The organism is Cupriavidus necator A5-1 (assembly GCF_000744095.1).
Classification (GTDB): Bacteria; Pseudomonadota; Gammaproteobacteria; order Burkholderiales; family Burkholderiaceae; genus Cupriavidus; species Cupriavidus necator_A.
Window position 1 is genome coordinate 2592169 of record NZ_JQLI01000008.1, and the last position, 26534, is coordinate 2618702.

The window sequence follows — 26534 nt, forward strand, 5'->3', positions numbered from 1 at the left end:
CGACACCGTTCCACCCAAAAGGTATGTCGTGTCGCTCCTATACGTGCCTACACGTTCGTATATATACCGAGGAGAATCATGAAACATTTCGCCCGCGTCACCACGCTGGCCGCTGCCCTGCTGTCGGCCAGCCTGATCACTGGCACCGTCCACGCGCAGCTCGCCCCCTCCGCACAGCCCGCCGCCGCACCTGCTACGGCTCCGGCCGAAGCCCGCAAGGCCAATATCGTCATCATCGGCACGGGCGGCACCATTGCCGGCGCCGGCGCCTCGGCGATCAACACCGCGGCCTACCAGTCCGCCGTGGTGCCGGTCGACAAGATCATCGCCTCGGTACCCGAGGTCTCGAAGGTCGCCAACGTCAAGGGTGAGCAGATCTTCCAGATCGGCTCGGAAAGCTTCAACAACGAACGCCTGCTCAAGCTGGGCAAGCGCGTGTCGGAACTGCTCAAGCAGCCGGATGTGGACGGCATCGTCATCACGCACGGCACCGACACCATCGAGGAAACCGCCTACTTCCTGAACCTGACGCTCAAGAGCGACAAGCCGGTAGTAGTGGTCGGCTCGATGCGCCCGGGCACCGCGCTGGGCGCCGATGGTGCGCTGAACCTGTATGACGCCGTGCTGGTCGCCTCCAACCCGACTTCCAGGGGCAAGGGCACGCTGGTGGTGCTGAACGACGAAATCCACACCGGCCGCGACGTCACCAAGAGCAACACCTTCAAGACCGAGACCTTCCGCTCGGCGTTCGGCCCGCTGGGCTACGTGGTGGAAGGCCGCTCGCAGTACTACCGCCTGCCGGCGCGCCCGCACACCGTGCAGACCGAGTGGGACATCGACAAGATCGACAAGCTGCCTGAAGTGGCCGTGGTCTACGCCTACGGCAACGTCAACCCGGCCAGCATCGACGCCGCCGTGAAGAGCGGCGCCAAGGCCATCGTCTACGCCGCCACCGGCAACGGCAGCGTCGGCGACTACATGGTCGAGCCGCTCAAGGCCGCACGTGCCAAGGGCGTGCAGATCGTGCGTGCCTCGCGCACCGGCAGCGGCGTGGTGATCCGCAACGCCGAGCAGCCGGACGACAAGTACGACTGGATCGTCACCGACGACCAGATGCCGCAGAAGGCGCGCATCCTGATGGCGCTGGCACTGACCAAGACCAACGACAGCAAGGCGCTGCAGCAGGTCTTCTGGAAGTACTGATCCGCGCGTAGCAGTCGGGCCGGCGCTTGCCCTGACGGGTCCGCCGGCCCGGAGATACGAGCGCAGGGGCCTCGCGCCGTGGCAGTAATCAGGCCGCGACCCGCGAGGCCCCTGTCATCAGCCTGGCCTCGATATAGATGCGGCTGACCTGCGGAAACTCCGCCCGGATACGGCGTTCGATCCGATCTATGCTGCCCGCCGCTTCATTGGCGCTGGATTCCGGATGGAAGCGCACGTCCAGCGTCACCAGCACGTCAACCGGGCCCAGGTGCATTGTCAGGGGCATGCCGGCCGATTGCACCGCCGGGTCATCCAGCACGATCTGCCGCATGGTTTGTGCCATCTCCTTGTCGATCCCCTCGCCTACCAGCAGGCTGCGGCTCTGCACGATCAGCAGCGTGGCCACGCCCGCGAGCAGGATGCCGATCAGCAGCGACGCGGCGCCATCCAGCACCGGCATATTGAGCCGATGGCTCGCATACACGCCCAGCGCGGCGATCACCAGCCCGGCCAGCGCGGTCGCGTCTTCGGCCAGTACCGTTACCGTGGTCGGGTCCTTGCTGTGCCGCAGCGCGCGCCAGAACGGCACGTCGCCCTTCTCGTGCAGGAACGCGCGCCACGCGATGGCAAAGCTGACGCTCTCGAACACCATCGCCAGCCCCAGCACGATGTAGTTCCAGTGCGGATCCGTCAGGGGCGCCGGCTCCAGCATATGCAGCACGCCTTCATACGCCGAGATGCCGCCGCCGACGCCGAACAGCAGCACGGCAACGATCAGGCTCCAGAAGTACAGCTCCTTGCCGTAGCCGAAGGGATGCATGGCATCGGCCGGACGGCGGCTGCGCGCCATGCCCACCAGTAGCAGGAATTCATTGCCGGTATCGACGGTGGAATGGATCGCCTCGGACAGCATCGCCGAACTGCCGGTGATGCTGGCCACGATGAACTTGGTGGTGGCGATCGCCACGTTGGCGGCGATCGCGCCATAGACAGCGATCTGCGAATGCGGCGCCTCGGGTGGTGCGGGTGGATTCGGGCTTGCTGGGGTGACCGGCGGTGTCGAAGACGTTGGAGCACCGCCCTGCTGCGCCGTGTCGGGGTCTTGCTGCATCGATTCCTCCAGGGAGCCAACTACCTTGGGTTGCAGGCAGCCCGCGCCAGTGTACTGGCGCGCTGGGGTGTCGAGGTAAAGTTCCGGCAGTTAATTGCGTTTTCTGTGTTAAAGACGGGCGCGATGCCGCGCCCGTAACCACGATCAGAACATCGCGCTGCTCATCAACGCCTTGGCGACCAGGACGCCCTCGTCGGGCGCTTCGGCATACACCGACACATCGGTCACCACCTGTCGGCGGCCTCGCCGCACTACCGTCGCCACGGCACGCAACGCCGCACCCTGGGCCGGCGCCAGGTACTGGATCGACAGCGAACTAGTGGCTCCGCCCTTCACTTCCTCGGCGCTGGCGCCTGACGCCGCCGCGGCCGCCCCGGTGATGTCGATCAGCGTGGCGATCACCCCGCCGTGAACGATGCTGCCGTAGGTCACGTTGGTCGGCAGGAACGGCATTTCCAGCTCGACATGATCCGGCGCCAGGCTGGCCAGTGGTATGCCCAGCGTGCGGGCGACGGGCGAGCCCATCAGCACGGTGTCGATCATGGTGCGCATGCGCGGATCGACGCTCGGGTCACGCTCGTGCTGGCGGGAAAGGCTGGCGATGGTTTGCGGCATGGATGTCTCCTAAGCGGAATGGGCAGGCAATGACGGCAGCATATCGAGCGAAGAGGAACGGCTCAATTACGTCCCGCGTAGTTGAGCGGCGATCGTGCAAAGGTGCCCGTGGCGAGAGTCATATCGCGCACATCGCGACTGCGCATGCATGGTACCGATATTCCGGGTTGCCCGGCGGCCGTGAGACGGGGGACATGGATTCCCCTACACGGGGACAGCCCCCTATTCACACGCCATTGCCCGGATGCTATCGTGCTGCGGCCTGCCGATGAGACCACACATGGCATGCCGGCAAGGCGTCTACAGGAATGCGAGTGAAACGTTGCCACGCTGCGGTAACCCCCCAATATGTCGAGACAGATTCCTCCACTTAACCCGCTGAGGGCATTCGAAGTGGCGGCCCGGCATCTGAGCTTCACGCGGGCTGCCGAGGAATTGTTTGTCACGCCGTCGGCAGTCAGCCACCAGATCAAGGCGCTGGAAGAAAGCCTGGGCGTACAGCTATTCATCCGCGAGGCCAAGGCGCTGGTGCTGACACCGGCCGGCACGGCCTACCTGCCCAGCGTGCAGCTGGCGTTCAAGCAGCTCGCCGATGCCACGCACCGTCTGCACAGCAAGGACCGCCCTGCGCTGAAGGTCAACATGCCGCCCACGTTCGCGGTCAAATGGCTGATCCCGCGCATGGACCGCTTCATGAAGGCGCACCCGGATATCGACCTGAAGGTGTCGACGTCGAACCACCGCATCGATTTCGAGCGCGATGATTTCGACATGGCGATCCGCTACGGCCGCGGCGACTATCCCGGGCTGCATAGCGAGCTGTGCATGGCGGTGGAAGTGATCCCGGTCTGCAGCCCCGCACTGCTGCAGGGCCCGCAGCCACTCGAAACGCCGTCGGACCTGAAGCACCATACGCTGCTGCACGACGACAGCACGTACACGGACGTGAGCAACCCTGACTGGGCGATGTGGCTGGAGCACGCCGGCGTGAAGGATGTCGATGCCAGCCGCGGCCCGTCGTTCTGGCCGAGCCACCTGGTCATCAACGCCGCGCTCAGCGGCCTGGGGGTGGCGCTGGTCAAGAAGAACTGGATCGAGCAGGACCTGGCCGAAGGCCGGCTGGTGCGCCTGTTCGAATCGATCCGGCTGCCGGTCGAGTTCTCTTACTTCGTGGTGTTCCCGAAGGAGCGGCTGGAAGATCGCCGCATCCGCAGCTTTACCGACTGGATCCGCAGCGAAGTGGCGGCGGACCAGCAGCAGCCGGCGCCCGCCTGAGGACAACGCGGGCGCTGCCCGCGTGTCGCACCTGCCTGCCGGGGTTGGCAGGCGGGCCTTGCGCGCTTACGCCGCGCCCTGCATCGATGCCGTCTTCTTCTGCACGCGTGCGCGCAGCCGCTCGATATCGACCACGAAGCGGCGATGCGTGCCGCTGCACACCGTCTCCACCGCATCTTCGGCAGTCACGCTGAACGTGACACTGCGCCCGTCGATGGCGGTCACCTCCGCGCTGATGCGCACTTCCCCGCCAAGCGGCGTGGCCCCGCTGTGCTGCACCGACACCTCCGCGCCGACCGAGCTTTCGCCGTCATCAAGATAGCCTTGCAGGAAGTCCAGGCAGGTCTGCTCGATATCGCGCACCAGTTCCGGCGTGGCGTAGATGCGCAGGCTTTCGCCGAGAAAATCGATAGTACGCTGGCGGTCGACCGTCAGCGTGCGCGAGCAGGTCGCACCCGGTTGCAATCCGTTCTTCATCAGGGATTCCTTTGATGGTTGCGGACGACGCCAGCCGGCACGGCACGGCACGGCGTGTGCGGGCTGGTGGCGTATCCATGTGTTGGGTGGCTACAGGCGATAGATGCGCTGGGCGTTGTCGTGCCACAGCGCGCGCTGCTGTTCGGGCGAACAGATAGAGATGGCGGCGCGGAAGCCAGCCACGATGGTGTCGTAGCGGGCCACCAGGCTGTCCACCGGATAGTTGCTGGCGAACATGCAGCGTTCGGCGCCAAAGATGGCGATGGCGTCGCGGATCACTGGCACGTTGTCGTCCAACGTCCACGGCTTGTCCGGCAGGCCGAGGCCGGAAATCTTCACCGCGACATTGGGCTGCTCCGCCAGAGTCGTCATCGCAGCCCGCCAGCCGGCCAGGCCCGCTTCACTGCGATCAGCCGGCAGCCCGGTATGGTTCAGGATCAGCTGCGTGCCCGGGAAATCCCGCGCCAGCGCCGCCGCCTGGTCCAGGTTCCACCACGGCGCCTGCAGGTCGAAGGACATGCCATGGCGCGCCAGCAAGGCGTAGCCGCGCCGCCAGCGCTCATCGTCCATCGAGCCCGGCAGCCCGCGCCGCTCATCCTCGCGCCGCGCCGCGGTCACCGGCTTGTTGCGGATGCCGCGCATCATGGCGCAGGCGGCATGGCCCGCCAGCACTTCCTCGACATCGCCGCGGTCAAGCTGGGCATGGCCGACGATCGCCGTTGGCCTCCCCGTCCGCGCGGCGAGCTGCGTCAGCCATGCGGTCTCGTCGACAGGATTGGCGCGCGCCCACTCGGCCTCGACATGCACGGTCTGGACCGGCGCGCAGCCGGCAGTGTCGCGGGCGAGATCCTCCGGCAGGTAATTCCGGCGCAGCGCCGAGTAATCGCCATAGCGGAAGTTCGGCACCGTTTCGCCCTGCAGCCACGGGTACGGATTGCGGTCCAGGTCCCAGAAATGCTGATGCGCATCGATAAAGGGCTCGACGGGCGCCGCGTGTTCGTCGCGCATGGGCTTACTCCTTAACGGCGATGCGGGTAGCGAGCTGCTTGAACTGCGCCGACTCCTTCACCATGGCGGCCTGCAGCGTCACGTCGTCGGCATAGGTATCGGTGCTGAAGTGCAGCTTCTCCAGCGTCTGGCGCATCACCGGCTCCTGCACCGACTTGGCAATCGCCGTCTTCAGCACCGCGATCACCTCAGGCGGCGTGCCCTTGGGTGCCGAGATGCCGCGCCAGATCCCCATCGACAGGTCGATATTGCGCTCCTTCAGCGTCGGCACGTTCTCGAAGCCGCTGACGCGCTTGTCGGCCATTACCGCCAGCACCTTGAGCTTGCCCGCGGCTACGTGCGTGAAGACCTCAGCCGTGCTGACCGTAACTGCATCGATATGTCCGCCGAGCAGCGCGAGCGTGGCGGGAGCGCCGCCCGCGTAAGGGATATGGTTGAACTTCGCGCCGGTCTTGTCCGCCAGCGCGGCGGCAGCCATATGCCACGCGGAGCCCTGCCCTGCATTGCCAACGCGGATATTGGCGTCCGGCTTGCGCGCGTCGGCGACGAATTGCTCGATCGTGGTCCACGGCGCGTCGGCGCGCACCGCCACGGCGGCGGGATCGGCGTTCAGGCGTGCGATGGGGATCAGGTCCTGGTAGGTGAACTTGGCCAGCCCGAGGTAGTTCAGGAAGGTCAGCTCGCTGGACGACAGCACCAGCTTGTAGCCGTCCGGCTTGGCGTGGACCACTTCGCCCAACCCCACCGCGCCAGTGGCGCCCGGCTTGTTGATCACCACGATCGGCTGCGGCAAGTGCTTGGCTGCCGCCGCGGACAGCGCGCGCGCCACCACGTCGGCGCCGCCGCCGGCCTGCCACGGCACGATCAGTTCGATGCGCCGGCTGGGGTAAGTTTCCGCACTCGCCGTGGCCGTACCGCCCAGCAGCCCCAGCACCACGGCCACCGGCATCGCCCAGCGCCGCAATAGCGAACGTGACATCTGCATCGTTGTCTCCTGTCTCTTATCGGTATAGATGATGGCCGCGGCCGCGCTCACGCGGCGCCGCGTTCCAGTTCCTGTGCACGTGCCGGGGCGCCGAACGCGCCCTGCGCACGCAGCCGCACTACGGTGGCCGCGTCGAAGCCGAACTCACCCAGCACCTCGTCGGTATGCTGCCCCAGCAAGGGCGCCGGATAGCGCACCTGCTGCGGCGTGCCGCTCAGCTTGACGGGGAAGCCCAGCGCCTTGACCCGCCCTTCCACCGGGTGGTCGATCTCCAGCACCATGTCACGCGCGACCGCCTGTTCGCTGGACAGCGCTTCGTCGTAGGTGAAGATCGGTGCCGCCGGCACGCCGGCCGCCAGCAACGCGTCGACCCATTCTGCCGCCGGCTTGCGCGCGAATTCTGCCTCAATTTCAGGGATCAGCGCAGCGCGGTTGCGGATGCGCGCTGCATTGTCGGTAAAGCGCGAATCGGCGAGCAGGTCAGGCCGCCCGATCACATCGCACAGCGCGGCCCACAGCTTGGGATTGGCCGCGCCGATGACAAAGTGCCGGTCCGCCGCACGCACCGCCTGGTACGGCGCGCTCATGCGGTTGGCGCTGCCGATCGGCACCGGCACCTCGCCCGTGCCCCAGTACTCCGCCGACTCCCACACCGACAGGCCGAGCGCCGTCTCGAACAGCGAGGCATCCACATACTGCCCTTGCCCGGTGTGCTCGCGCCCCATCAGCGCGCTGAGGACGCCATAGGCGGTGAACAGCCCCGCGCCCAGGTCGGCGATCGGCACGCTGGCCTTGACCGGCGGCGCGTCCGGATGGCCCATTACGCTCATCACGCCAGACATGGCCTGCGCGATCAGGTCCAGCCCCGGGCGCCGCGACCACGGCCCGGTCTGGCCGAACCCGGAGATGCTGGCGTAGACCAGGCGCGGGTTGATCTCGCGCAGCACCGCATAGTCGATCTTCAGGCGCGCGGCCACGCCGGGGCGGTTGTTCTCCACCAGCACGTCAGCGCCGCGCACCAGTTCATAGAACGCCTCCAGCCCGGCGGGGTTCTTCAGGTCAATCTCGACGCTGCGCTTGTTGCGGTTCAGCGCCAGGAAGCCGCCGCTGTCATCGCCCTTGAGCCGGAAGCCCATCGACTTGCGGGTCTGGTCGCCGGCACCGGGGGTCTCGACCTTGATGACGTCGGCGCCCATGTCGCCCAGCAGCATGCAGCAGAACGGCCCCGCCATGATCTGGCTGACGTCCAGGACCTTGATTTTCGATAACGGCAAATTCATGGATACCACCTGAGGTTCGGGCGGCCGCACAGGGATGGCGCCGCAACGGTGTTGAAAAAAGCGGGTCGGGTGCTTTCAGCGGCCCACGAACTGCGGCCGGGTCTTGTCGATAAAAGCGCGGTGGCCGATGCGGAAGTCCTCGGTATCGAAGCAGGCATAGGACTCGGCATGCTCTTCCGGACGCAACGGCGTGGGGTCCAGCAGCCGGCGCACGAACTGCTTGTGCCAGCGCGCCACCAGCGGCGCCCCTGCTGCAATGCGGCGTGCCGCCGCGTACGCTTCGTCGGGCACCGCCTCATCCACCACCACGCGGTTGACGAGGCGCTTCCCCAAGGCCTCCGCGGCATCGAACACACGGCCTTCCAGCACGATCTCCAGCGCCGTCGCCGGCCCCGCCAGCGCTACCAGTCCGCCCAGTTCGCCATACGACATCACCAGCCCGAGCCGGTTGACCGGGACCCCGAAGCGGCTCGACTTGCCGCAGATGCGCAGGTCGCACATCGACGCAATTTCCAGCCCGCCGCCGACGCACGCGCCCTGGATCAGCGCGACGGTCGGGTGCCGGCATTCGGCGATGGCGCGCATGGTGGCATTGGTGATCTCGCCGTACTGCTGCGCCTGCGCGGCGTTGGCGCGCATGGTGTCGAACTCGGCGATGTCGGCGCCCGCGGCAAAGGCCTTGTCGCCGGCGCCGCGCAGCACCACGCAGCGCACCGTGTCGTCGGCTGACAGGCTTTGGATGGCCTCGGTCAGGCCCTGCCACATGGACAGGTCCATGGCGTTGAGCTTGTCCGGGTTGTTCAGCGTGATGGTGGCGACCTGCGCGTCGCGCTCGATCAGGATCGGTTGTCTCATGGTTGTCGTTGGTTTGGTGGAGGCCCGGCAAACGCGGGCTGGGGTCTGGAATCCGGCTGGTCAGCGCAAGTCTAGGGCCGGCGCCGCGCGCGTCAAAACGAGAAAATCTCAGCGGCGCTTCAAGAAAAACTAGGCGCACGGAGGTGTGAGATTTTCTTGGGCTGCCTTCAAGTAAATCCACGTTGTGACTGACGGGCCTTGTTCCTAGACTTCGTCACCAATGCAGCCGACCGGACCACCGCAATGCGTACCGCAGGCAGTCCTGCAGTGATTCCGGCAAGCAGCGCACCCCACAGCATGGAGACAAGATGGCCCTCATCCACTACATCACCCAGATCCAGATCGACTTCGGCGCCATCGGGCTGCTGGCGCAGGAATGCGAACGCATCGGCATCACGCGCCCGCTGGTGGTCACCGACGCCGGCGTCAAGGCCGCGGGCATCGTCAAGCGCGTGCTGGAGCAGCTGCGCCCCGGCTGCGAAGCGGTGATCTACGACGGCACGCCGTCCAACCCGACCGAAGCCGCCATGCGCGAGGCCGTGCGCCTCTATGGCGAGTACCGCTGCGACGGTATCATCGCGGTGGGCGGCGGCTCGCCGATCGACCTGGCCAAGGGCGTGGCGGTCTGCGCCACGCACGACGGCCCGCTGCGCCAGTTCGCCGCGATCGAGGGCGGCGTGGCGCGCATCACGGCCGCCACCGCGCCGGTCATCGCCATTCCCACCACGGCCGGCACCGGCAGCGAAGTCGGCCGCGGCGCGGTGCTGATCCTCGACGACGGCCGCAAGGTGGGCGTGCTCTCGCCTTACCTGGTGCCGCGCGTGGCGATCTGCGATCCCGAGCTGACCCTCGGCCTGCCGCCGATGCTGACCGCGGCCACCGGCATGGATGCCATCGCGCATTGCCTGGAGACCTTCATGGCGCCGGCCTTCAACCCGCCCGCCGACGGCATCGCGCTGGACGGCCTGCGCCGCGCGCGGCTGCATATCGAGCGCGCCCACCGCGATCCGCAGGACCGTGACGCACGGCTGGCGATGATGAGCGCGTCGATGCAGGGCGCGTTGGCGTTCCAGAAAGGCCTGGGTTGCGTGCACAGCCTGAGCCATGCGCTCGGCGGGCTGATGCCGACGCTGCACCACGGCACCCTGAACGCGGTGCTACTGCCCGCGGTAATCCGCTTCAATGCGGATGCGCCGTCGATGCAGGAAGAGGCCAAGCTGGAGCGCATCGCGCAGGCCATGGGCCTGCCCGGCGCCGATGCCATCGGCGCGGCCATCATGGACATGAACCAGCGCCTGGGCCTGCCGGCAGGCCTGCGGCAGATGGGTGTGGACCCTGCCCTGTTCCCCCGCGCGATCGACTACGCGCTGGCCGACCATTGCCACAAGACCAACCCGCGCGTGGCCAGCGCCGAAGACTACATGGCGATGCTGCAGGCCTCCCTGTAGATCGCGAAACACCCGCCCCCGCACGGGGCAGTACAGAGCCCGGCACATCCGACCGGGCCGCATGACAACCGAGGAGACACCATGAAACACGTTATCCCGCATATCGTGCTGGCGGCGCTATTGTCCTTCGCCGGCGTGGCCGCCGCGCAGGCCCCCGTCAAGCTGCGCTTTGCCCATACCGTTCCGGAAACCGATTCGCAGCACCAGGCCGCGCTCGCCTTCAGCAAGAAGGTCAAGGAGCGCACGCAGGGCGGTGTCGAGATCCAGGTCTTTGCCAACAGCCAGCTCGGCAACGACACCACGCTGGTTACGGGCGTGCGCAGCGGCACCATCGACATCGGTGCCACCGGCAATCCCTTTGTCACCGGTCTGGCGCCGCGCCTGAACGTACTCGACCTGCCCTACCAGTTCGAGGACGGCCCGGCGGCCTACAAGGTGCTGGACGGCGCGGTGGGCCGCTCGCTGCTCGACGAGCTGGGCGCGCACCGCATCAAGGGCCTGGCCTTCTGGGAGATCGGCTTCCGCAGCCTGGGCAACAACAAGCGGCCCATCAACAAGGCCGAGGACATCCGCGGCCTGAAGATCCGCACCACGCCCAACCCGTCGCATATCAAGGCGTTCCAGCTGCTGGGCGCGAGCCCGCAGCCGATGCCGTTCGCCGAGGTCTTCGGCGCGCTGGAGTCCGGCGCGGTCGACGGTCAGGAGAACCCGCCCACGCTGATGGTGTCGGCCAAGATGTACGAGGTGCAGAAGTACGTCTCGATGACGCGCCACGCCTATACGGCGCTGGTGGTGCTGATGAACAAGGCGAAGTTCGATTCGCTCAAGCCTGAGTATCAGAAGGTGCTGCTGGAAGAAGCCGCGGCCGCCGCCACCTACCAGCGCAAGCTCAACGCGGACAACGAAGCGGCCGCGATCGCCACGCTGCGCGCCAAGGGCGTGCAGGTCAACGAGCATCCCGACAACGCCAGTATCCGCAAGGTGGTGCGCGAGGAAACGCGCCAGCTGTTCGTGCAGAAGAACGGCGACGCCGTGCTGCGCGCCATGGACGCCCAGCGCTAGGAGACCACGCCATGCCCGCAATGCCTGCCGCCATCGTCGATGCCCACCACCACCTGTGGCGGCTCGGCCCGGCGCGCTATCCCTGGCTGCAGGAAGGGTACGACCCTGCCGCCTTCTTTCTCGGCGATTACGCCACCCTGCGGCAGGACTTCACCCCGTCGGACTACCTGCGGCAGTGGGACGGGCTGCACCTGGCCGCCAGCGTGCATGTCGAAGCCGAACGGCATGCCGCCGAGTCGGTGGCCGAGACCGCGTGGCTGCATCAGGTCCACGCACGCCACGGCTTCCCCAACGCGGTGGTGGCGCATGCCGATTTCAACAGCGGCACGCTGGCGACGCAGTTGCGCGCGCACCAGGCCTTCCCGCTGGTGCGGGGCGTGCGGTGCAAGCCGCGCACCAGCCGCGCCGCCGATGGCAGCGTGCGCGGGCAGCCCGGCACGCTGCAGGATCCGCGCTGGCAGTCCGGCCTGCAGCGGCTGGCCGAGCATGGTCTGGCGTGGGACCTGCGCGTGCCCTGGTGGCACCTTGAGGAAGCCGCGGAGGCGATAGCGGCCGTGCCGGGGCTGGCCGTGGTGGTCGAGCACACCGGCCTGCCATGGGACCGCTCGGAAGCCGGCCTGGGCGGCTGGCGCCGCGGACTCACGGCGCTGTCCAGCCTGCCCGGCGTGCACCTGAAGCTGTCCGAGTTCGGCCTGCCCGGCGCGGCGTGGGACCGCGCCGGCAATGTCGGCGTGATCCGCCAGGCGCTGGAGATCTTCGGCTGGCAGCGCTGCATGTTCGCCAGCAACCTGCCGGTTTCCGGCCTGCGCGCATCGCTGCATGAAATCGTCAACACCGTGGCCGCGGGGCTGGAAGGCCTGCCCGACGCCGCCGCCCAAGCGGTGTGGCACGACAACGCCATGCGCTTTTACCGGATCGAGGCGCCTGCAGCGAGCCTGCGCTGACGCCCGTCCAACCAGGAGTTCCAAATCATGAACCGCATTACGCTCCGCCTGGCCCAGGGCGCCATGGTCGCCATGATGGCCACCATGATCGTGCTGGTCTTCGGCAACGTGGTCCTGCGCTACGTCTTCAATTCCGGCATTGCCTTCTCCGAGGAAGCCTCGCGCTTCGTCTTCATGTGGCTGACGCTGACCGGCGCGCTGCTGGTCATGCACGACAAGGCCCACCTGGGCATGTCCACCGTGGTTTCGCGCCTGGGCGAAAGCGGCCAGCGCGCCTGCCGCCTGCTGGCTGATGCCGGCGCGCTGGGCTGCTGCCTGCTGCTGGCGCACGGCGCCTGGCAACTGGTGACGATCGGCATGGACGACCGTGCCCCCGTCACCGGCGTGCCGCTGGGCGTGGTCTATGCCTGCCTGCTGGTATGCAGCGTCGGCATGGCGGCGATGCTGCTGCACGGGCTGTGGCGGCTGGTCAGCGGCCGCATGCCGCAGCACGAACTGGTGCCGCAATCCGGCACCACCGGCGAATGAGCGCGAGGAGTCCATCATGACCATCTTTGTCTTTGTCGGCTCGCTGCTGGGCGCGATGGCGCTCGGCATGCCCATCGCCTTTGCGCTGCTCGCTTCAGGTGTCGCGCTGATGCTGCACCTGGGCAATTTCGATACGCAGATCCTCGCGCAGAACATGCTGGAGGGCGTTAACAACTATCCGCTGATGGCGGTGCCTTTCTTCATGCTCGCCGGCGAGCTGATGAATGCCGGCGGGCTGTCGAAACGCATCGTGCGCGTGGCGGATGCGGCGGTCGGGCACGTGCGCGGCGGGCTGGGCTACGTGGCGATCATCGCGGCCACGGTGGTGGCCAGCATCTCCGGCTCGGCCGTGGCCGATACCGCCGCCGTCGCCGCGCTGCTGATCCCGATGATGCGCAACGCCGGCTACAACGTGCCGCGTGCCGCGGGGCTGATCGCAGCGGGCGGCATCATTGCGCCGGTGATCCCGCCGTCGATCGCCATCGTCGTGTTCGGCGTGGTCGCGCAGGTATCGATCACCAAGCTGTTCCTGGCCGGCATTGCGCCAGGCGCCATGATGGCGCTGACGCTCGCCGTCACCTGGCACTTCTGCGCGCGCAAGGAAAAGCTGGCGCCGGTGGAGCCGTTCAACGTGCGCCGCCTGGCCAGGGCCGCGCTCGACGGCGTGTGGGCGCTGGTGCTGCCGGTGGTGATCATCGGCGGCATGAAGATCGGCGCCTTCACGCCGACCGAGGCGGCGGTGGTGGCGGTGGTCTACGCCATCGTGGTCGGCCGCTTCGTCTACGGCGAGCTGAAGCTGCGCGCCTTGCCCGAGCTGATCGTCACCGCGGCCAAGACCTCCAGCACGGTGCTGTTCCTGGTGGCGTGCGCGCTGGTCTCGGCGTGGCTGATCACCATCGCCAATATCCCGGCACAGGTGACCGACCTGCTCGAGCCCTTCATCGACAACAAGATCCTGCTGATGTTCGTGATCATGGTCCTGGTGATCGTGGTCGGCACCGCGCTCGACCTGATGCCGACCGTGCTGATCATGACGCCGATCCTGATGCCGGTGATCACCAAGGCGGGCATCGATCCGGTGTACTTCGGCGTGATGTTCGTGCTCAACAACGCCATCGGCCTGCTGACGCCGCCGGTCGGCACGGTGCTCAACGTGGTGGCCGGCACCTCGCGTTGCAGCCTGGACAGCGTGATCGCCGGCGTCTGGCCCTTCCTGCTGAGCCTGACCGCGCTGATGTCCCTGTTCGTGCTGTTCCCGCAGTTGATCCTGGTGCCGGCCGCGTGGCTGCACTGAGGCACCGCCGATTCCATTCCCGCCTCTACGCACAACACACCTCGTAAATCCGATTGCCGTAGCCACAAACCCAACCACACACAACCGATCCGGAGACAACAGATGATCCTTCGCACAACCCTGCGGGCCCGCCACGCGCTCACCATGCTGGCAGCCGGCACTGCGCTCGCCGCTGCCCTGATGCCCGCACCCGCCGCAGCGCAGCAGGCCCCGTCCGCCGAATGCAAGGCGGCACTGGACGCCCGCGCCCAGAACGCCAACTATCCGCGCGACAGCGTGCCGCGCTACATCAAGACCCCCACCGGCTACCTGCTGGTGCTGCGCATGGGCGACAACGTCTTCGAGCAGATCGAGGCCTTCGCCATCTGCGAGAAGGTGCCCAGCGCCAGCCTGTCAGCGATCGGCTTCGCCAATGTCACGTTCGGTTTCTGGGATGCGGAGAAGAAGCAGTTCAACCCGCGCACCTTCCGCAATGTCGAGATGGCCAGCATTGTCGGCAGCCTGGCGTGGAAGGAAGGCAAACCCTCGATCCATGCACACGGCGTGGCCGGAGACAGTCGCTTCGATACCTACGGCGGCCACATTCTGTCGATGGAAGTCGGCACGGGATCGCTGGAAGTGACGGTTACGACGTATCCGCAACAATTGGAACGCGGCATCGACCCGAAGATCGGCGCCAACGTGCTGGGATTGCGCGATAGCCACTAAGAGGGCACGGCATTGGGGCCGGGCCGATGGCGGTCGGCCCCACCCCGTATAATGACCCCCCGTTTCACCCCGACCTTATCCGCCACCATGCCGCAGTTCACCGAATCCGCCCCGTTCCGCCCTGAACCGGACACCGGCTCCACGGATTCCACGCTGTCCGAGCGCCCGGACAGCCCCTGCATCGGCATCTGCTCGACGCTGTTCGACGAAATCTGCCAGGGATGCGGCCGCACCGCGAGCGAGGTCAGCAACTGGGTGTTCTTCAGCAATGAAGAGAAGCAGGTGGTGTGGGAGCGGATCACCCGCGAAGGCACTGCAAAGCGGTTCCGGCAGGGCTGATGCGCCCCGCGGCGCTCAGCCGCCCGCGAGGCGCTTTTCCATGTTTTCGACTTCGCGCCGTTCCAGGCGCTGCCGGGCCAGCTTGCGCCAGCTCTCGGCGAGCACGGTGAGAGCCGCCATCTGACCAAGCGCGGCGTAGTCCAGCCGGTCGACATACAGCACCTGCAGCAGCCGCAGCAGCGACCATTGCGGATGCGGGCGCGCCACCAGTGCGAGCGTATCGCCCGCCGCGACTTCACCCTCTTCCAGCACACGGTAATACCAGCCGGTGCGCAGGCTCTGCTGCACTGCGCGCGACATGTCCGGGTAGCCGAAGCGAGGGTTGAGCTTGAAGCAAGGCTGGCGTGCCTGCGAGACTTCGACCAGTGCGGTGCCCAGGCGGAAGCGGTCGCCGATGCAGACCTCGGCCTCGGTCAGCCCTTGCGTGCTGAGGTTCTCGCCGAAAGCACCCGCCGCTTCGAGGACGCCGATCCCCGTCGCGCCCTGTGCGCCCAGTTGCTCGCGCCACGCCGGATAGTGGTCGAAGGCATAGTGGTGGACCGCCTTCTCGGGCCCGCCGTGATGGCGCAAATCGCCCTGCTCGTCGCCTGCCAGTCCCAGCTTGCCCACGCGCACGCGGGCGCCGGTGGCGTGCTTGTCGATGCCGCTGGGCACAGCCTTGGGGCCAAACGGGCGTACCTGCCCGACCAGCACCGCATCGATGACGGCTCGCACAGGTGTGGCGGGCTCGCTCATAGGCCCGCATCCTCCAGCCAGCGCGCGAACATGCGCTCGCCCGCCGCCGCCACGGTGGCGCCGGCTTCCGCCGTCCGTGCGCGGATGGTGCGCGGATCGATCCCGGCCTTGCCCAGCTCGACGGTATGCCCGATCAGCCAGGCCTCGATATCGCGCGGCATCACCTCCGGATGGAACTGCAGCGCCAGCACCTGGTTGCCGATGGCATAGGCCTGGTTCTGTACCGCGGCGGTGGAGGCGAGCAGCTGCGCGCCGGGCGGCAGGTCGAAGGTGTCGCCGTGCCAGTGCAGCACCTCCCAGTTGGCCGCGGCCAGTTCGGCCAGCGCCGAATCCTGCCCTGCCGGCGTAGGCGTGATCGGCGCCCAGCCAATCTCGCGAGTACCCGGGTAGACGCGCGCGCCGGCGGCACGTGCGATCAGCTGCGCGCCGAGGCAAACCCCGATCATCTTGCCGCCGCTGGCCAGGCGCTGCCGGATCAGCGCGATCTCGGCCTCCAGCCACGGATAGGCATCGGTTTCGTAGACGCCGATCGGGCCGCCGAGGACCAGCAGCAGGTCTGCAGGATTTTCTGAAATGGGAGCCAGGTCGTCGACGCCGGCCTGGAACACCTGCAGCGCATGCCCGCGTGCGCACAGGGCGTTGCCGATCACGCCCGCATGCTCGAATGCGACGTGCTGGATCACATGGGTGGTACGCGTGGCCATGGCGGGCTCCTGCCGGGTCGAGAGGGTCCCCATGGTAGCGCCAATTGCTGCGCCTCGCGGATGACCCCGGCGGGATATCGCCTATATGCGAATCGTCCCGGCGCGCCGTGGCCTGCCTGCGCTATTTTGTCGCAGCCGGGGCAAGTGTCAGCGAATGCGCCGGGCCCGATCCGGCAGAAGCGGGCGGAATGGTCACGTACTCGACCGCCGCCCATTTGTCCGTCCAGTCCCGGTAGCGCGGCAGCAGCGCGTTGCCGGACTGCCCGGTGGAGTCCATGAAGCGCGACGTGTCCAGATTGGCCAGGTCATAGAGCGCACGCACACTGGCCGCGTGGGTGTTCTCGAACGGCGCCTTGTCGTCGCGCAGGTTATGCCGGCCGACATTGACCGTATACGTGTCGCCGCCGGTGGGCACGCGCAGGTTGAACAGCGGCGACAGGTACGCCACCTTGCCGAACGGCTTGTGCTCGGAGCGGGCCGTGTGGGCCTCGCCCCAGCGCCATTTCGCCGGGTCGCCACCGTAGCGGCGCGACAGGTCGGCCAGAGCCTGGGCCCAGGCATCGGCGATGGCGTCGTCGCAGCTTTCCGCCGGACGCGTATGCGGGCGATCGCACCAGAACGCGCCGAGTTTGCCGGGATCGCGCAGGATATTGAGCATGGGCTGCTGCACGTTGCGCTGGTCCCACAGGCGGACAAAGATCGGCTCGCCTACCTTTTCCTCGAACAGCCGCCGCGACAGCTCGCGCAGCCAGGCGGTGACCACCAGCGGTTCGGCACGCCCGGCGTCCATGGTGCCGTCCCACTTGCGCAGCGCGTCCAGCAGCGCGCGCTCGCGTGCCGGCCGCGCGGCGTCGCGGCTGACCGGTGCGGCCAGCAGCAGCGGCAAGGTGTCGCGCACCGCTAGCGAGACCACGTCTTTCTGGATCAGGGCAAAGCTGTCCAACGAGTGCTTCGGCGTGGCCGCCAGCAACGACTTGATCCGGTCGAAGCGGTACGGCACCGTCCATTCGCTGGTGATGAAGTACGGATAGTCCGGCGCGACGATGCGCTGGTTGGCTGTCACGATCACGCCGTCCTGGGGGTTGTAGCGGTGCGGCAGCGCCTCGAACGGGATAAAGCCGGTCCAGTCGTAGCGCGCGTCCCAGCCGGGCGCGGGGGCCAGGCCCTTCAGGTCGTTGTCGGCACGGCGCAGCGGCACGCGCCCCGGCGCATAGAAGCCGATATTGCCGTCGACATCGGCATAGACGATGCTCTGCTGTGGTGAATGGAAGTCGCGCAGCGCCGCGGTGAAGCTGGCCCAGTCGCGCGCCTCGTTCATCTTGATGCCAGCCTGGAAGGTGCGGTCGTCCGGGCGCAGCGCGGTCCACTGGAATGCCACCACGTATTGCGCTCCCAGCGGGCCGGCGGCGCTGCTGACCACCTCGGCCACGTCCGAGATCACCGGCCCGTGGCGCGTGGCGCGGACCTTCAGCGTCACGTCTGGCGCGCCCTTGACGCGGATGGTCTCGATGCGGGTCTCGAACGCGGCCCAGCGCTCCGGGGTCTGGTACTCGCTGTCGCTGCCGGGGCGCAGCCGTTCGATATACAGGTCCTGCACGTCCGGCGCGGTATTGGTCAGCCCCCATGCGATGCGGGCGTTGTGTCCGAGCACCACCACCGGTATGCCGGGCAGCGTGGCGCCGGCCACGTCCAGCCCGGGCGCCGTCATCCGTGCGAAGTACCACAGCGCCGGCGCCTGCAGCCCCAGGTGCGGGTCATTGGCCAGCATCGGCTTGCCCGATTGCGTATGCGCGCCGGACACGACCCAGTTGTTCGAGCCCATGCCCTCGACATAGCCCGGCGGCGCCTTGTCGCCGACGCTGGCCATGGCGTTCGCCAGCGGCGCCAGCTGCTGGTACAGGTGGCCGTAGTCCATGGTGCGCACCGGCTGATCGCCCGGATACGGCGCCAGCAGTTCGCTGATACGGGCCACCGGCAGCACCTGCGCCAGGCGCATGCGCAGCGTTTCCTGGACCCAGTTTCCGCCCAGGTCCCAGGCCATCATGGTCTGCCAGCCCAGCGTATCGACCGGCTCCCAATGCTCGGGCTGCGCGCGCAGCAGCAGGAACTCGGGCGGCAGCGGGCCCTTGCGGTGATCGATCCAGGCGTTCACGCCGTCGGCATAGGCCTGCAGCGCGGCGCGCGTCTCGGGCGGGGTCTGGGCGAGGATGGCCTCGGCGTTGCGCCGCACGCCCAGCGTGCGCAGGAACCTGTCGTTATCGAGCGCGGACGGGCCCAGGATCTCGGCCAGCCGGCCGGCCACCACGCGCTTGTTCATCTGCATCTGCCACAGCCGGTCCTGCGCGTGCACATAGCCCAGCGCAAACCAGGCGTCTGCCTTGCTGGCGGCGCGGATATGCGGCACGCCGTGGCTGTCGCGCACGATCGTCACCTTGTCGCGCAAACCCGGCAGTGCCACGGTTCCCGATGCAGGCGGCTGCGCCGCATGGCGATACCAGACCAGCGCCCCCCCGGCACCGGCCACCGCCACCACCAGCAGCACTGCCAAGAGCCTGGCCAGCCGACCGAACCAACGCATCGTTGCTCCCCTTCTATCCTTGTTGTTGTGTTGTCAGCGTTGCTGCCGCAGCGCGATTATCCGCGCGAAAAAATGCCCGGTCCCGCCGGGCATTTCCCAAGCTTCATAGGAACCTGCAGGCCGTCAGGCCGCCGGCTTCTTCAACTGCAGCGACTTGTACTCGAGGAACTCTTCGAGCCCGTACTTGCCCGCCTCGCGCCCGTTGCCGGACTGCTTGTAGCCGCCGAACGGCGCCTGCATATTGAACGGGCCGCCGTTGATGTCGACCTGACCGGTGCGGATGCGGCGCGCCACGCGGATGGCGCGCGCCTCGTCGCCGGACCAGACGCCGCCGCCCAGGCCATAGATGCTGTCGTTGGCGATGCGCACCGCATCTTCCTCGGTGTCATAGCAGATGATCGACAGCACCGGCCCGAAGATCTCTTCCTGCGCCACCGTGGCACGCGGCTCCACGTTGCCCAGTACGGTCGGCCTGACGAAGAAGCCCTTGTCCAGCCCCTCGGGGGTCTCCGGGCCGCCTGCCACCAGTTCGGCGCCCTCTTCCAGGCCGCGGCGGATATAAGCGGTCACGCGGTCCTTCTGCACCGCGGAGATCAGCGGGCCCAGCTTGCTGGTTTCCTGCAGCGGGTCGCCCACGGTAAAGCCTGCGACCACCTTCTGCGCGATCGCCTTCACTTCTTCATAGCGGGCACGCGGCACCAGCATGCGGGTATGTGCCGAGCAGGTCTGGCCGGAGTTCAGGAAGCAGGCATTGATGGTGCCCTTGACCGCCGACGGCAGGTCGGCATCGTCCAGGATCACCGAGGCGGACTTGCCGCCCAGTTCCAGCGCCACGCGCTTGACCGTCTGCGCGGCCAGCTCGGACACGCGCTTGCCGGCGCGGGTGGAGCCGGTAAACGACACCATATCGACCTCCGGGTGGCTAGCCAGCACCTCACCCACCACCGGGCCGTAGCCGGTCACCAGGTTGAACACGCCCGGGGGCAGCCCGGCGGCTTCGATCACCTCGGCCAGCACGAAGGCATTGAGCGGCGCCACTTCAGAGGGCTTGAGCACCACGGTGCAGCCCGCGGCCAGCGCCGGGGCCACCTTCAGCGTGATCTGGTTGAGCGGGAAATTCCACGGCGTGATCGCTGCCACCACGCCCACCGGCTCACGCACCACCAGCGAGTTGCCGACTTCCTCCTCGAAGCGGAAACCCTCCAACAGTTTCGCGGCCTGGCCCCAGTTGTAGACCGGACCGCCCACCTGGATCGCGCGGGCCAGCTTGATCGGCATGCCGACTTCGCCGGCAATGAGCTCGGCCAGCTCTTCGCTGCGGTCCTTGAGCCCTTCAGCAATCTTTGCGATATAGCCGGCGCGCACCGCCGCCGGCGTGGCAGACCAGCTGTCGAAGGCGGCGCGGGCGGCCTGGATGGCGTCCTCGGCGTCGCGCGGCGAGCCTTCGGGGATGGTGCCCATCACCGCTTCCGTGGCGGAATGGATGACGTCGATCTTGCCGCTGCCGTGGGGGGTGACCCACTTACCGTTGATAAAGACTTTGTCTCGTTGTTGCATGGCCACAGTTCTCGGTTTGTTGAATTGGCGATTGCAATTTTTTGTTACTTTTATGGTGCACGCACATTGTAGAGCGGAATCGGGGCCATGTTTCTGGCCCGCCGGAATTGGCCCAAACCCGGCTCTCCATAAGGTGGCACATAAGATGGCGATAATCGGCCGCACCCTCATGGGATGCTCGCACGGACGGCCGGCATAACAAGGGAGCGAGACATGGTCGATCCGATCTACCGCAAGACGGAGGCGGGGCAGGACGAGATCAAGACGCGCGCGCGCAGGCTGGACCACAAGCTGCGCGCACTGCTGCTGATGGTCAACGGCGAGCGGCGCGGGCAGGCGTTGCTGGCGCAGGTGGCGGGCATGGGCGTCGGGGCCGATGCGATGGACGAACTGCTGCTACAGGGCTTGGTCGAGACTGTGCCGGAGCCGGCACAAGTTGCGCCGGCGGTGGTGCATGCGCCGGCCGGCACTGCAGCGTCCGCGGCCGACACCAACCTGTTCTCCGTGTATGCCATGCGGCACGCGCCGGCGGACGAAGGGGCCGGCGCAAGCGCCGATGCGCCGCAATCAGCCCCAGCGCATTCGGCCGCGGAAATCGAGGCCTTCCAGCGTATCTACCACTTCTATACCGATGTGATCGGCCAGCATCTCGGCCTGCGCGGCTACATGCTGCAAGTGAAGGTCGAAAAGGCGACGGACCTGCCCGCGCTGCTGGCGCTGCGCGAGCCGCTGCACGCAGCGCTGCTCAAGGCCAAGGGCGAGATCACCGCGCACGCGATCACCGGCCAGCTCGACCTGATCGCAGAAGTCATTGCCGCCGGCTGAGCGGCCCACGCAAGCGCACCCAAAGCAAAAGGCCGCCCGGAGGCGGCCTTTCGTGCATGGCGCAGCGCCGCGCGCTCAGCCGTCGATACCCTGCGACTGCAGGTACTCGTCATACGTACCCAGGTAGTCGGTCAACGTACCGTCGGTACGAATTTCGATCACACGCGTAGCCAGCCCGCTGACGAACTCACGGTCATGCGAGACGAAGATCAGCGTGCCCGGGAACTTGTCCAGTGCGATCTGCAACGATTCGATCGACTCCATGTCCATGTGGTTGGTCGGCTCGTCCATAGCCAGCACGTTGTGGCGGCCCAGCATCAGCTTGCCCCAGATCATGCGGCCCTTCTCGCCGCCGGACAGCACCTTGACCGACTTCTTGATGTCGTCGGCCGAGAACAGCAGCCGGCCGAGCGTGCCGCGCAGCGAGGTCTCGTCGTCGCCGGCCTGCGTCCACTGGCTCATCCAGTCCATCAGGACGCGGTTGTCGGTGAATTCCTCGTAGGTGTCCTGCGGCATGTAGCCGACGTTGGCATTCTCGGCCCACTTGACCGTGCCGCGGTCGACTTCAACGCCGCGCTGCACGCCGGTCTGCACCGCGCCGTTAAGCAGGCTGCGCAGCAGCGTGGTCTTGCCCGCGCCGTTCTCACCGATGATCGCCACGCGCTCGCCGGCCTGGATCGCCAGCGACAGGCCGTTGATGATCTTGCGGTCGTAGGTCTTGGTGATGTTTTCCACCTCGACCGCGAGGTTGTGCAGCTTCTTCTCGAACTCGAAGCGGATAAACGGGTTCTGGCGCGACGACGGCTTGATGTCCTCGACCTTGATCTTCTCGATCTGCTTGGCGCGCGAGGTGGCCTGGCGCGCCTTGGACTTGTTGGCCGAGAAGCGGCGCACGAAGTCCTGCAGCTCGCTGATGCGCTCCTTGGCGCGCGCGTTGGCGGCCACCTGGCGCTCGCGAGCCTGCATCGACGCTTCCATGTAGTCGTCGTAGTTGCCCGGGTAGACCTTGAGCGTGCCGTAGTCCATGTCGGCCATGTGGGTACAGACCGAGTTCAGGAAGTGGCGATCGTGGGAGATGATGATCATGGTGGAGTTGCGCTCATTGAGCACGGTCTCCAGCCAGCGGATCGTGTTGATGTCCAGGTTGTTGGTTGGTTCGTCCAGCAGCAGCACGTCCGGGTTCGAGAACAGTGCCTGCGCCAGCAGCACGCGCAGCTTCCAGCCTGGAGCGACGTCGCTCATCGCGCCCTGGTGCTGGCTGGTGGGGATACCCACGCCCAGCAGCAGTTCGCCGGCGCGCGACTCGGCGGTGTAGCCGTCGTACTCGGCGTACTTGGCCTCCAGGTCGGCGGCCTTCATGTAGTCTTCGTCGGTCGCTTCCGGGTTGGCGTAGATGGCGTCGCGCTCCTGCGCGGCGGCCCACATCTCGGTGTGGCCCATCATCACCACGTCCAGCACGCGCATGTCTTCATAGGCGAACTGGTCCTGGCGCAGCTTGCCCAGGCGGATGCCCGGCTCCAGCATGACGTTGCCCGACGACGGCTCGAGGTCGCTGCCGAGGATCTTCATGAAGGTGGACTTGCCGCAGCCGTTCGCGCCGATCAGGCCGTAGCGGTTGCCCTCGCCGAACTTGACCGAGATATTCTCGAACAACGGCTTGGGGCCGAACTGCATGGTGATGTTTGCGGTAGAAAGCACGTCTGGAACCTTGTCTGGAGATTGTGGCGCCGAAGCGAAAAATTCGGTGCGATGCCGGATTTGCGCCCTTGCCCTGCGGGGCCGGCCTTGCCGGGGATGCATCGCGATCCCCAGGATACCGGGGGTATCGCTGGGAGCATCGCTGGTGATGCGCCGCCGGCCGCGCCCGGTTCATGTGAGAACCCGGCAGGAAGTCAGGAAATAACCGCGTATTATATCATCCGGACGCATTCCTTGCGACCCGGATGCGCGGCATCCGTGGACCGGCCGCTCAGGGCAGCGGCGGCAGCACCGGATAGCCCGAGAACGCCATCGTGTAGCCGTCCGCGCGTGCATCCAGCCGCACCTGCGCGCCCACCGGCAGCGTCAGCTTGCGCGCGCAATGCCCGAACGGGAGTCCGGTCAGCACCGGCACTGGCAAGTGCTCGTGCAGGTAAGCCACCACGGCGTCCATGTCGTAGCCGTTGTCGTAGTCGGTGACGCGGTAGTTGGAGAAGTCGCCCAGCACGATGGCGCGCTGCGCGCCGAGCACGCCGGCCTGCTGCAGCTGGATCAGCATGCGTTCGACGCGGTACGGCGGCTCGTTGATGTCTTCCAGGAACAGCACGCCGCCCTCGACCTGCGGCATGAATGGCGTGCCCAGCAGGCTGCACAGCATCGCCATGTTGCCGCCCCACAGCGTGCCCGCCACGGTGCCGGAGAACGGTTGTCCGCCCGATTGCGGCGCGGCGACGTCCACGCTGTACGCGGGATTGCGCAGGATGCCTTCGAAGTGCTCCCACATATAGGGATCGACGGCATCGGCGCCAAAGTCCGCCAGCAGCATGGGCCCGGCGAAGGTGACGCCGCCGGTCGCTGCCAGGTAGGCGAGCTGGAACGCGGTGAAGTCGCTATGCCCGACGATGGGCGTGCCGCTGGCGCGCGCCTGTTCGGCGATGCGGGCGAAGTCCACCTGCGCCAGCAGCCGGGCGATGCCGTAGCCGCCGCGCACCGCCAGCGTCAGCTCGTGCGGCACGCCGGTGCCGATCGCGTGCAGATCGGCCAGCCGCTCGGCGTCGGTGCCGCCGAAGCGCAGGTAGCGCCGGGCCAGCACGTCGGGGTTGGTCATGTGGTAGCCATGCTGCTTGAGCCAGGCACAGCCGCGCGCGGCGACGGCCACGTCGTGCGGATAACCGGACGAGGCGATCAGTCGGACTTCGGTATGCGGCGGCCTGCTGTTGGGCGTACTCATGCTTCGGTGTCGGAGTTGTTCTTGTCGGGATCGGTGGCCGATGCGGTGGCGTTGTTGCGCGCCGCTTTCTGGGTCCGGCGCCGGGCGCCGAAGAAATCCTTCAGCATCTGCCCGCAGGGTTCGGCCAGCACCCCGCCGGTGATGGTGGTCTGGTGGTTGAGCTGCGCCTGCTCGAACAGGTTGACCACGCTGCCGGCGGCGCCGGTCTTGGGATCGGTGGCACCAAAGACTACATGGCGCAGCCGCGCATGCAGGATCGCGCCACTGCACATCGCGCACGGTTCCAGCGTCACGTACAGTTCGCACTCGGGCATGCGGTAGTTGCCGACCACCTGCGCGGCGGCGCGCAGCGCCTGCATCTCGGCATGCGCGGACGGGTCGACCGAGCGGATCGGCAGGTTATGGCCACGCGCGATGATGGTGTCGTTCCAGACCACCACCGCGCCCACCGGCACTTCTCCGGCGGCTTCGGCCAGGCGGGCTTCTTCCAGGGCGGCGCGCATGTAGCGCGCGTCGCGCGCGGCCCCCTCGGCGGGATCGTCGGGCAGCGCTGGCAGCGCGCGCACAGGCAGCGGCGGCGTCTCTGGCATCGTCCCCGCTCAGTCCTGTGCCGGCAGCACTACCGGCGCGCTCACCTCGGCCCAGCAGTTGGGGGTCTCGAACAGCACCAGCTTCGTAAGCTGCAGGTGGTGGCCGAAGCAGTCCTTGAACACGGGGGCCAGGATGTCGAAGGCGATCTGGGCCAGGTTCTCGACCGTCGGGATCGCGTCCAGCACCACGGTCTTGTGCCCTTCCATCGATTGCAGGAAGTCCAGCAGCGCAATGTCGCCGCGATAGATCAGGAAGGCGTGGTCCCACTTGTTGACCAGGTGCTCGTTGGCGAGCGCCTTGATATCGCCGAAATCCAGGATCATGCCGTCATCCGACGCGCCCTCGCGATGCAGGACTTCGCCCGACAGCGTCAGGTCGAGCCGGTAGCGGTGGCCGTGGATGTTGCGGCACTGGCCGCAGTGGTTCGGGATGCGGTGGCCGGAATCGAATTCCAGCCGGCGGGTGATGGAAACTTGTTTGCTCATGGGTAGCGGCGCCGTACTGGCCGCCTGCGTTGGTGCGGACGCCGCGCGTGCGTCCGAAGCCTGTATTGTGTACGTTTTGCCGCCCTGGGGCGACCCTGCCAGTGGATATGCCCCGCGCTGTGCGGGGCTCAGCGGATGCCCAGCAGCTTGTGCGTCTGCAGCGACAGCCGCCAGCGCGGATGGCGCTGGCAGAAGTCCACCGCCGCAGCGGTATTTTCCCTCTGCAGCGGGCCGTCCATGGGCTGTACCAGGAAATGGCGGAAATCAAGCTGCTCGTATGCGGCAAAGTCCTGGCCGGCCTGCGGGATCACGACCTTGAGCTCATCGCCGCGCCTGACCACCAGTTCCGAGCCCATCTTCGGGCTCACGCAGACCCAGTCGATGCCGGGCGGCACGGCCATGGTGCCATTGGTCTCGATGGCGATCTCGAAGCCCTGCGCGTGCAGCGCGTCGATCAGCGGGGCATCGAGCTGCAGCAGCGGCTCGCCGCCCGTGCACACCACCAGCGGCTTGCCACCCATGCCCTGCGGCCATTCCGAGGCAACCACCGCGGCCAGTTCCTCCGCACTGCGGTACTTGCCGCCGCGGGTGCCATCGGTGCCGACGAAATCCGTATCGCAGAACTGGCACACCGCGCTGGCGCGGTCTTCTTCGCGGCCGCTCCAGAGGTTGCAGCCGGCAAAGCGGCAGAACACCGCGGCGCGGCCGGCGTTGGCGCCTTCGCCCTGCAGCGTATAGAAGATTTCCTTGACGGCGTAAGTCATGCGTGGGGGTCTCTCTCGGACCGTTCTGGACCGTAATTCTGGACCGTAAACGAGCAATCGGCAGCGTTCGGGCTGGCCGGGGTTTCAGTAAGTGTTGGGCAAGGCCGAGTGCCAGGTATCAAGAATCCGAGCTTGGGCTCCTGGATCGGTGCCGCCCGGGGCGGCGCCGCATCGCTGGCAGCGCGGGCGGGGTGCACCGGGTTTCCCGTGCAGGCTCCGGGCACTGCCGGAGGA

General features: G+C 67.2%; 26 protein-coding genes. 10 read left to right on the forward strand and 16 right to left on the reverse strand.

The window, feature by feature from the left end; all coding sequences use genetic code 11:
* Positions 1 to 78: 78 nt before the first annotated feature.
* Positions 79 to 1203 (forward strand): asparaginase, encoded by a 1125-nt coding sequence (locus K307_RS35955; RefSeq protein WP_042885839.1) that lies wholly within the window; start codon positions 79 to 81, stop codon positions 1201 to 1203.
* An 88-nt stretch (positions 1204 to 1291) separates the two neighbouring features.
* Here K307_RS35955 and K307_RS35960 read toward each other — a convergent pair whose 3' ends face one another.
* On the reverse strand, positions 1292 to 2314 hold the full coding sequence (locus K307_RS35960; RefSeq protein WP_080745349.1) for a cation diffusion facilitator family transporter: 1023 nt from the start codon (positions 2312 to 2314) through the stop codon (positions 1292 to 1294).
* Between the two features lie 144 nt (positions 2315 to 2458).
* A complete protein-coding gene (locus K307_RS35965) occupies positions 2459 to 2929 on the reverse strand; it encodes a PaaI family thioesterase (protein ID WP_051975320.1) in 471 nt (156 codons plus the stop codon).
* 348 nt (positions 2930 to 3277) lie between these two features.
* On the opposite strand from K307_RS35965, the gene K307_RS35970 reads away from it, so the two are divergent.
* Positions 3278 to 4204 carry a transcriptional regulator GcvA gene (locus K307_RS35970; RefSeq protein ID WP_042885840.1) on the forward strand — a complete coding sequence of 309 codons (927 nt, stop codon included), beginning with the start codon at positions 3278 to 3280 and terminating at the stop codon, positions 4202 to 4204.
* Positions 4205 to 4270: 66 nt separating this feature from the next.
* Here the strand turns inward: K307_RS35970 and K307_RS35975 are convergent, their stop codons facing one another.
* From K307_RS35975 to K307_RS35995, 5 genes are all read right to left on the reverse strand, one after another.
* Positions 4271 to 4681, reverse strand: coding sequence for a thioesterase family protein (locus K307_RS35975; protein ID WP_042885841.1), 411 nt, complete (start codon positions 4679 to 4681; stop codon positions 4271 to 4273).
* A gap of 90 nt (positions 4682 to 4771) precedes the next feature.
* Positions 4772 to 5689 (reverse strand): amidohydrolase family protein, encoded by a 918-nt coding sequence (locus tag K307_RS35980; RefSeq protein WP_042885842.1) that lies wholly within the window; start codon positions 5687 to 5689, stop codon positions 4772 to 4774.
* A gap of 4 nt (positions 5690 to 5693) precedes the next feature.
* Complete coding sequence (locus tag K307_RS35985; protein ID WP_042885843.1) at positions 5694 to 6674, reverse strand: Bug family tripartite tricarboxylate transporter substrate binding protein; 981 nt, start codon at positions 6672 to 6674, stop codon at positions 5694 to 5696.
* A gap of 47 nt (positions 6675 to 6721) precedes the next feature.
* Positions 6722 to 7954 (reverse strand): CaiB/BaiF CoA transferase family protein, encoded by a 1233-nt coding sequence (locus K307_RS35990; protein ID WP_042885845.1) that lies wholly within the window; start codon positions 7952 to 7954, stop codon positions 6722 to 6724.
* A gap of 75 nt (positions 7955 to 8029) precedes the next feature.
* Positions 8030 to 8809 (reverse strand): enoyl-CoA hydratase-related protein, encoded by a 780-nt coding sequence (locus K307_RS35995; RefSeq protein ID WP_042885846.1) that lies wholly within the window; start codon positions 8807 to 8809, stop codon positions 8030 to 8032.
* 308 nt (positions 8810 to 9117) lie between these two features.
* Here K307_RS35995 and K307_RS36000 point away from each other — a divergent pair, with 308 nt between their 5' ends.
* The 7 genes from K307_RS36000 to K307_RS36030 all read left to right on the forward strand — a co-directional run bounded on the left by K307_RS36000 (position 9118) and on the right by K307_RS36030 (position 15132).
* The gene (locus K307_RS36000; RefSeq protein WP_042885848.1) at positions 9118 to 10257 is read left to right on the forward strand and encodes an iron-containing alcohol dehydrogenase; all 1140 of its coding nucleotides are present in this window, start codon (positions 9118 to 9120) and stop codon (positions 10255 to 10257) included.
* A gap of 81 nt (positions 10258 to 10338) precedes the next feature.
* Positions 10339 to 11319 (forward strand): DctP family TRAP transporter solute-binding subunit, encoded by a 981-nt coding sequence (locus K307_RS36005; RefSeq protein ID WP_042885851.1) that lies wholly within the window; start codon positions 10339 to 10341, stop codon positions 11317 to 11319.
* 11 nt (positions 11320 to 11330) lie between these two features.
* On the forward strand, positions 11331 to 12263 hold the full coding sequence (locus K307_RS36010; protein ID WP_042885853.1) for an amidohydrolase family protein: 933 nt from the start codon (positions 11331 to 11333) through the stop codon (positions 12261 to 12263).
* A 27-nt stretch (positions 12264 to 12290) separates the two neighbouring features.
* Positions 12291 to 12791 (forward strand): TRAP transporter small permease, encoded by a 501-nt coding sequence (locus K307_RS36015; RefSeq protein ID WP_042885856.1) that lies wholly within the window; start codon positions 12291 to 12293, stop codon positions 12789 to 12791.
* 16 nt (positions 12792 to 12807) lie between these two features.
* Positions 12808 to 14085 (forward strand): TRAP transporter large permease, encoded by a 1278-nt coding sequence (locus tag K307_RS36020; protein ID WP_042885858.1) that lies wholly within the window; start codon positions 12808 to 12810, stop codon positions 14083 to 14085.
* Between the two features lie 102 nt (positions 14086 to 14187).
* Positions 14188 to 14793 carry a PPC domain-containing DNA-binding protein gene (locus tag K307_RS36025; RefSeq protein ID WP_042885860.1) on the forward strand — a complete coding sequence of 202 codons (606 nt, stop codon included), beginning with the start codon at positions 14188 to 14190 and terminating at the stop codon, positions 14791 to 14793.
* 87 nt (positions 14794 to 14880) lie between these two features.
* Entirely contained in the window at positions 14881 to 15132 is a 252-nt protein-coding gene (locus tag K307_RS36030; protein ID WP_042885862.1) for a DUF1289 domain-containing protein, read from the forward strand.
* A 15-nt stretch (positions 15133 to 15147) separates the two neighbouring features.
* On the opposite strand, the gene K307_RS36035 is transcribed toward K307_RS36030, so the two are convergent.
* The 4 genes from K307_RS36035 to K307_RS36050 all read right to left on the reverse strand — a co-directional run bounded on the left by K307_RS36035 (position 15148) and on the right by K307_RS36050 (position 20706).
* Positions 15148 to 15867: an MOSC domain-containing protein gene (locus K307_RS36035; RefSeq protein WP_042885863.1), complete on the reverse strand. Its 720-nt coding sequence runs from the start codon at positions 15865 to 15867 to the stop codon at positions 15148 to 15150.
* On the reverse strand, positions 15864 to 16571 hold the full coding sequence (locus K307_RS36040) for a glutamine amidotransferase (protein ID WP_042885864.1): 708 nt from the start codon (positions 16569 to 16571) through the stop codon (positions 15864 to 15866). The genes K307_RS36035 and K307_RS36040 overlap by 4 nt, the downstream gene beginning before the upstream one ends.
* Before the next feature lie 121 nt (positions 16572 to 16692).
* Entirely contained in the window at positions 16693 to 19149 is a 2457-nt protein-coding gene (locus tag K307_RS36045; protein WP_042885865.1) for a penicillin acylase family protein, read from the reverse strand.
* A 123-nt stretch (positions 19150 to 19272) separates the two neighbouring features.
* Positions 19273 to 20706, reverse strand: coding sequence for an aldehyde dehydrogenase family protein (locus tag K307_RS36050; RefSeq protein ID WP_042885866.1), 1434 nt, complete (start codon positions 20704 to 20706; stop codon positions 19273 to 19275).
* A gap of 213 nt (positions 20707 to 20919) precedes the next feature.
* On the opposite strand from K307_RS36050, the gene K307_RS36055 reads away from it, so the two are divergent.
* Entirely contained in the window at positions 20920 to 21531 is a 612-nt protein-coding gene (locus K307_RS36055; protein WP_042885867.1) for a hypothetical protein, read from the forward strand.
* A gap of 75 nt (positions 21532 to 21606) precedes the next feature.
* Here the strand turns inward: K307_RS36055 and K307_RS36060 are convergent, their stop codons facing one another.
* The 5 genes from K307_RS36060 to queE all read right to left on the reverse strand — a co-directional run bounded on the left by K307_RS36060 (position 21607) and on the right by queE (position 26300).
* Positions 21607 to 23229 carry an ABC-F family ATPase gene (locus tag K307_RS36060; protein ID WP_042885868.1) on the reverse strand — a complete coding sequence of 541 codons (1623 nt, stop codon included), beginning with the start codon at positions 23227 to 23229 and terminating at the stop codon, positions 21607 to 21609.
* 271 nt (positions 23230 to 23500) lie between these two features.
* Positions 23501 to 24460: a muramoyltetrapeptide carboxypeptidase gene (gene ldcA / locus K307_RS36065; protein ID WP_042885871.1), complete on the reverse strand. Its 960-nt coding sequence runs from the start codon at positions 24458 to 24460 to the stop codon at positions 23501 to 23503.
* Complete coding sequence (gene tadA, locus K307_RS36070; protein ID WP_155301329.1) at positions 24457 to 25050, reverse strand: tRNA adenosine(34) deaminase TadA; 594 nt, start codon at positions 25048 to 25050, stop codon at positions 24457 to 24459. The genes ldcA and tadA overlap by 4 nt, the downstream gene beginning before the upstream one ends.
* Before the next feature lie 9 nt (positions 25051 to 25059).
* A complete protein-coding gene (locus K307_RS36075; RefSeq protein ID WP_042885873.1) occupies positions 25060 to 25536 on the reverse strand; it encodes a 6-pyruvoyl trahydropterin synthase family protein in 477 nt (158 codons plus the stop codon).
* Between the two features lie 128 nt (positions 25537 to 25664).
* Positions 25665 to 26300, reverse strand: a complete 636-nt coding sequence (gene queE / locus K307_RS36080; protein WP_042885875.1) for a 7-carboxy-7-deazaguanine synthase — start codon at positions 26298 to 26300, stop codon at positions 25665 to 25667.
* Positions 26301 to 26534 lie beyond the last annotated feature (234 nt).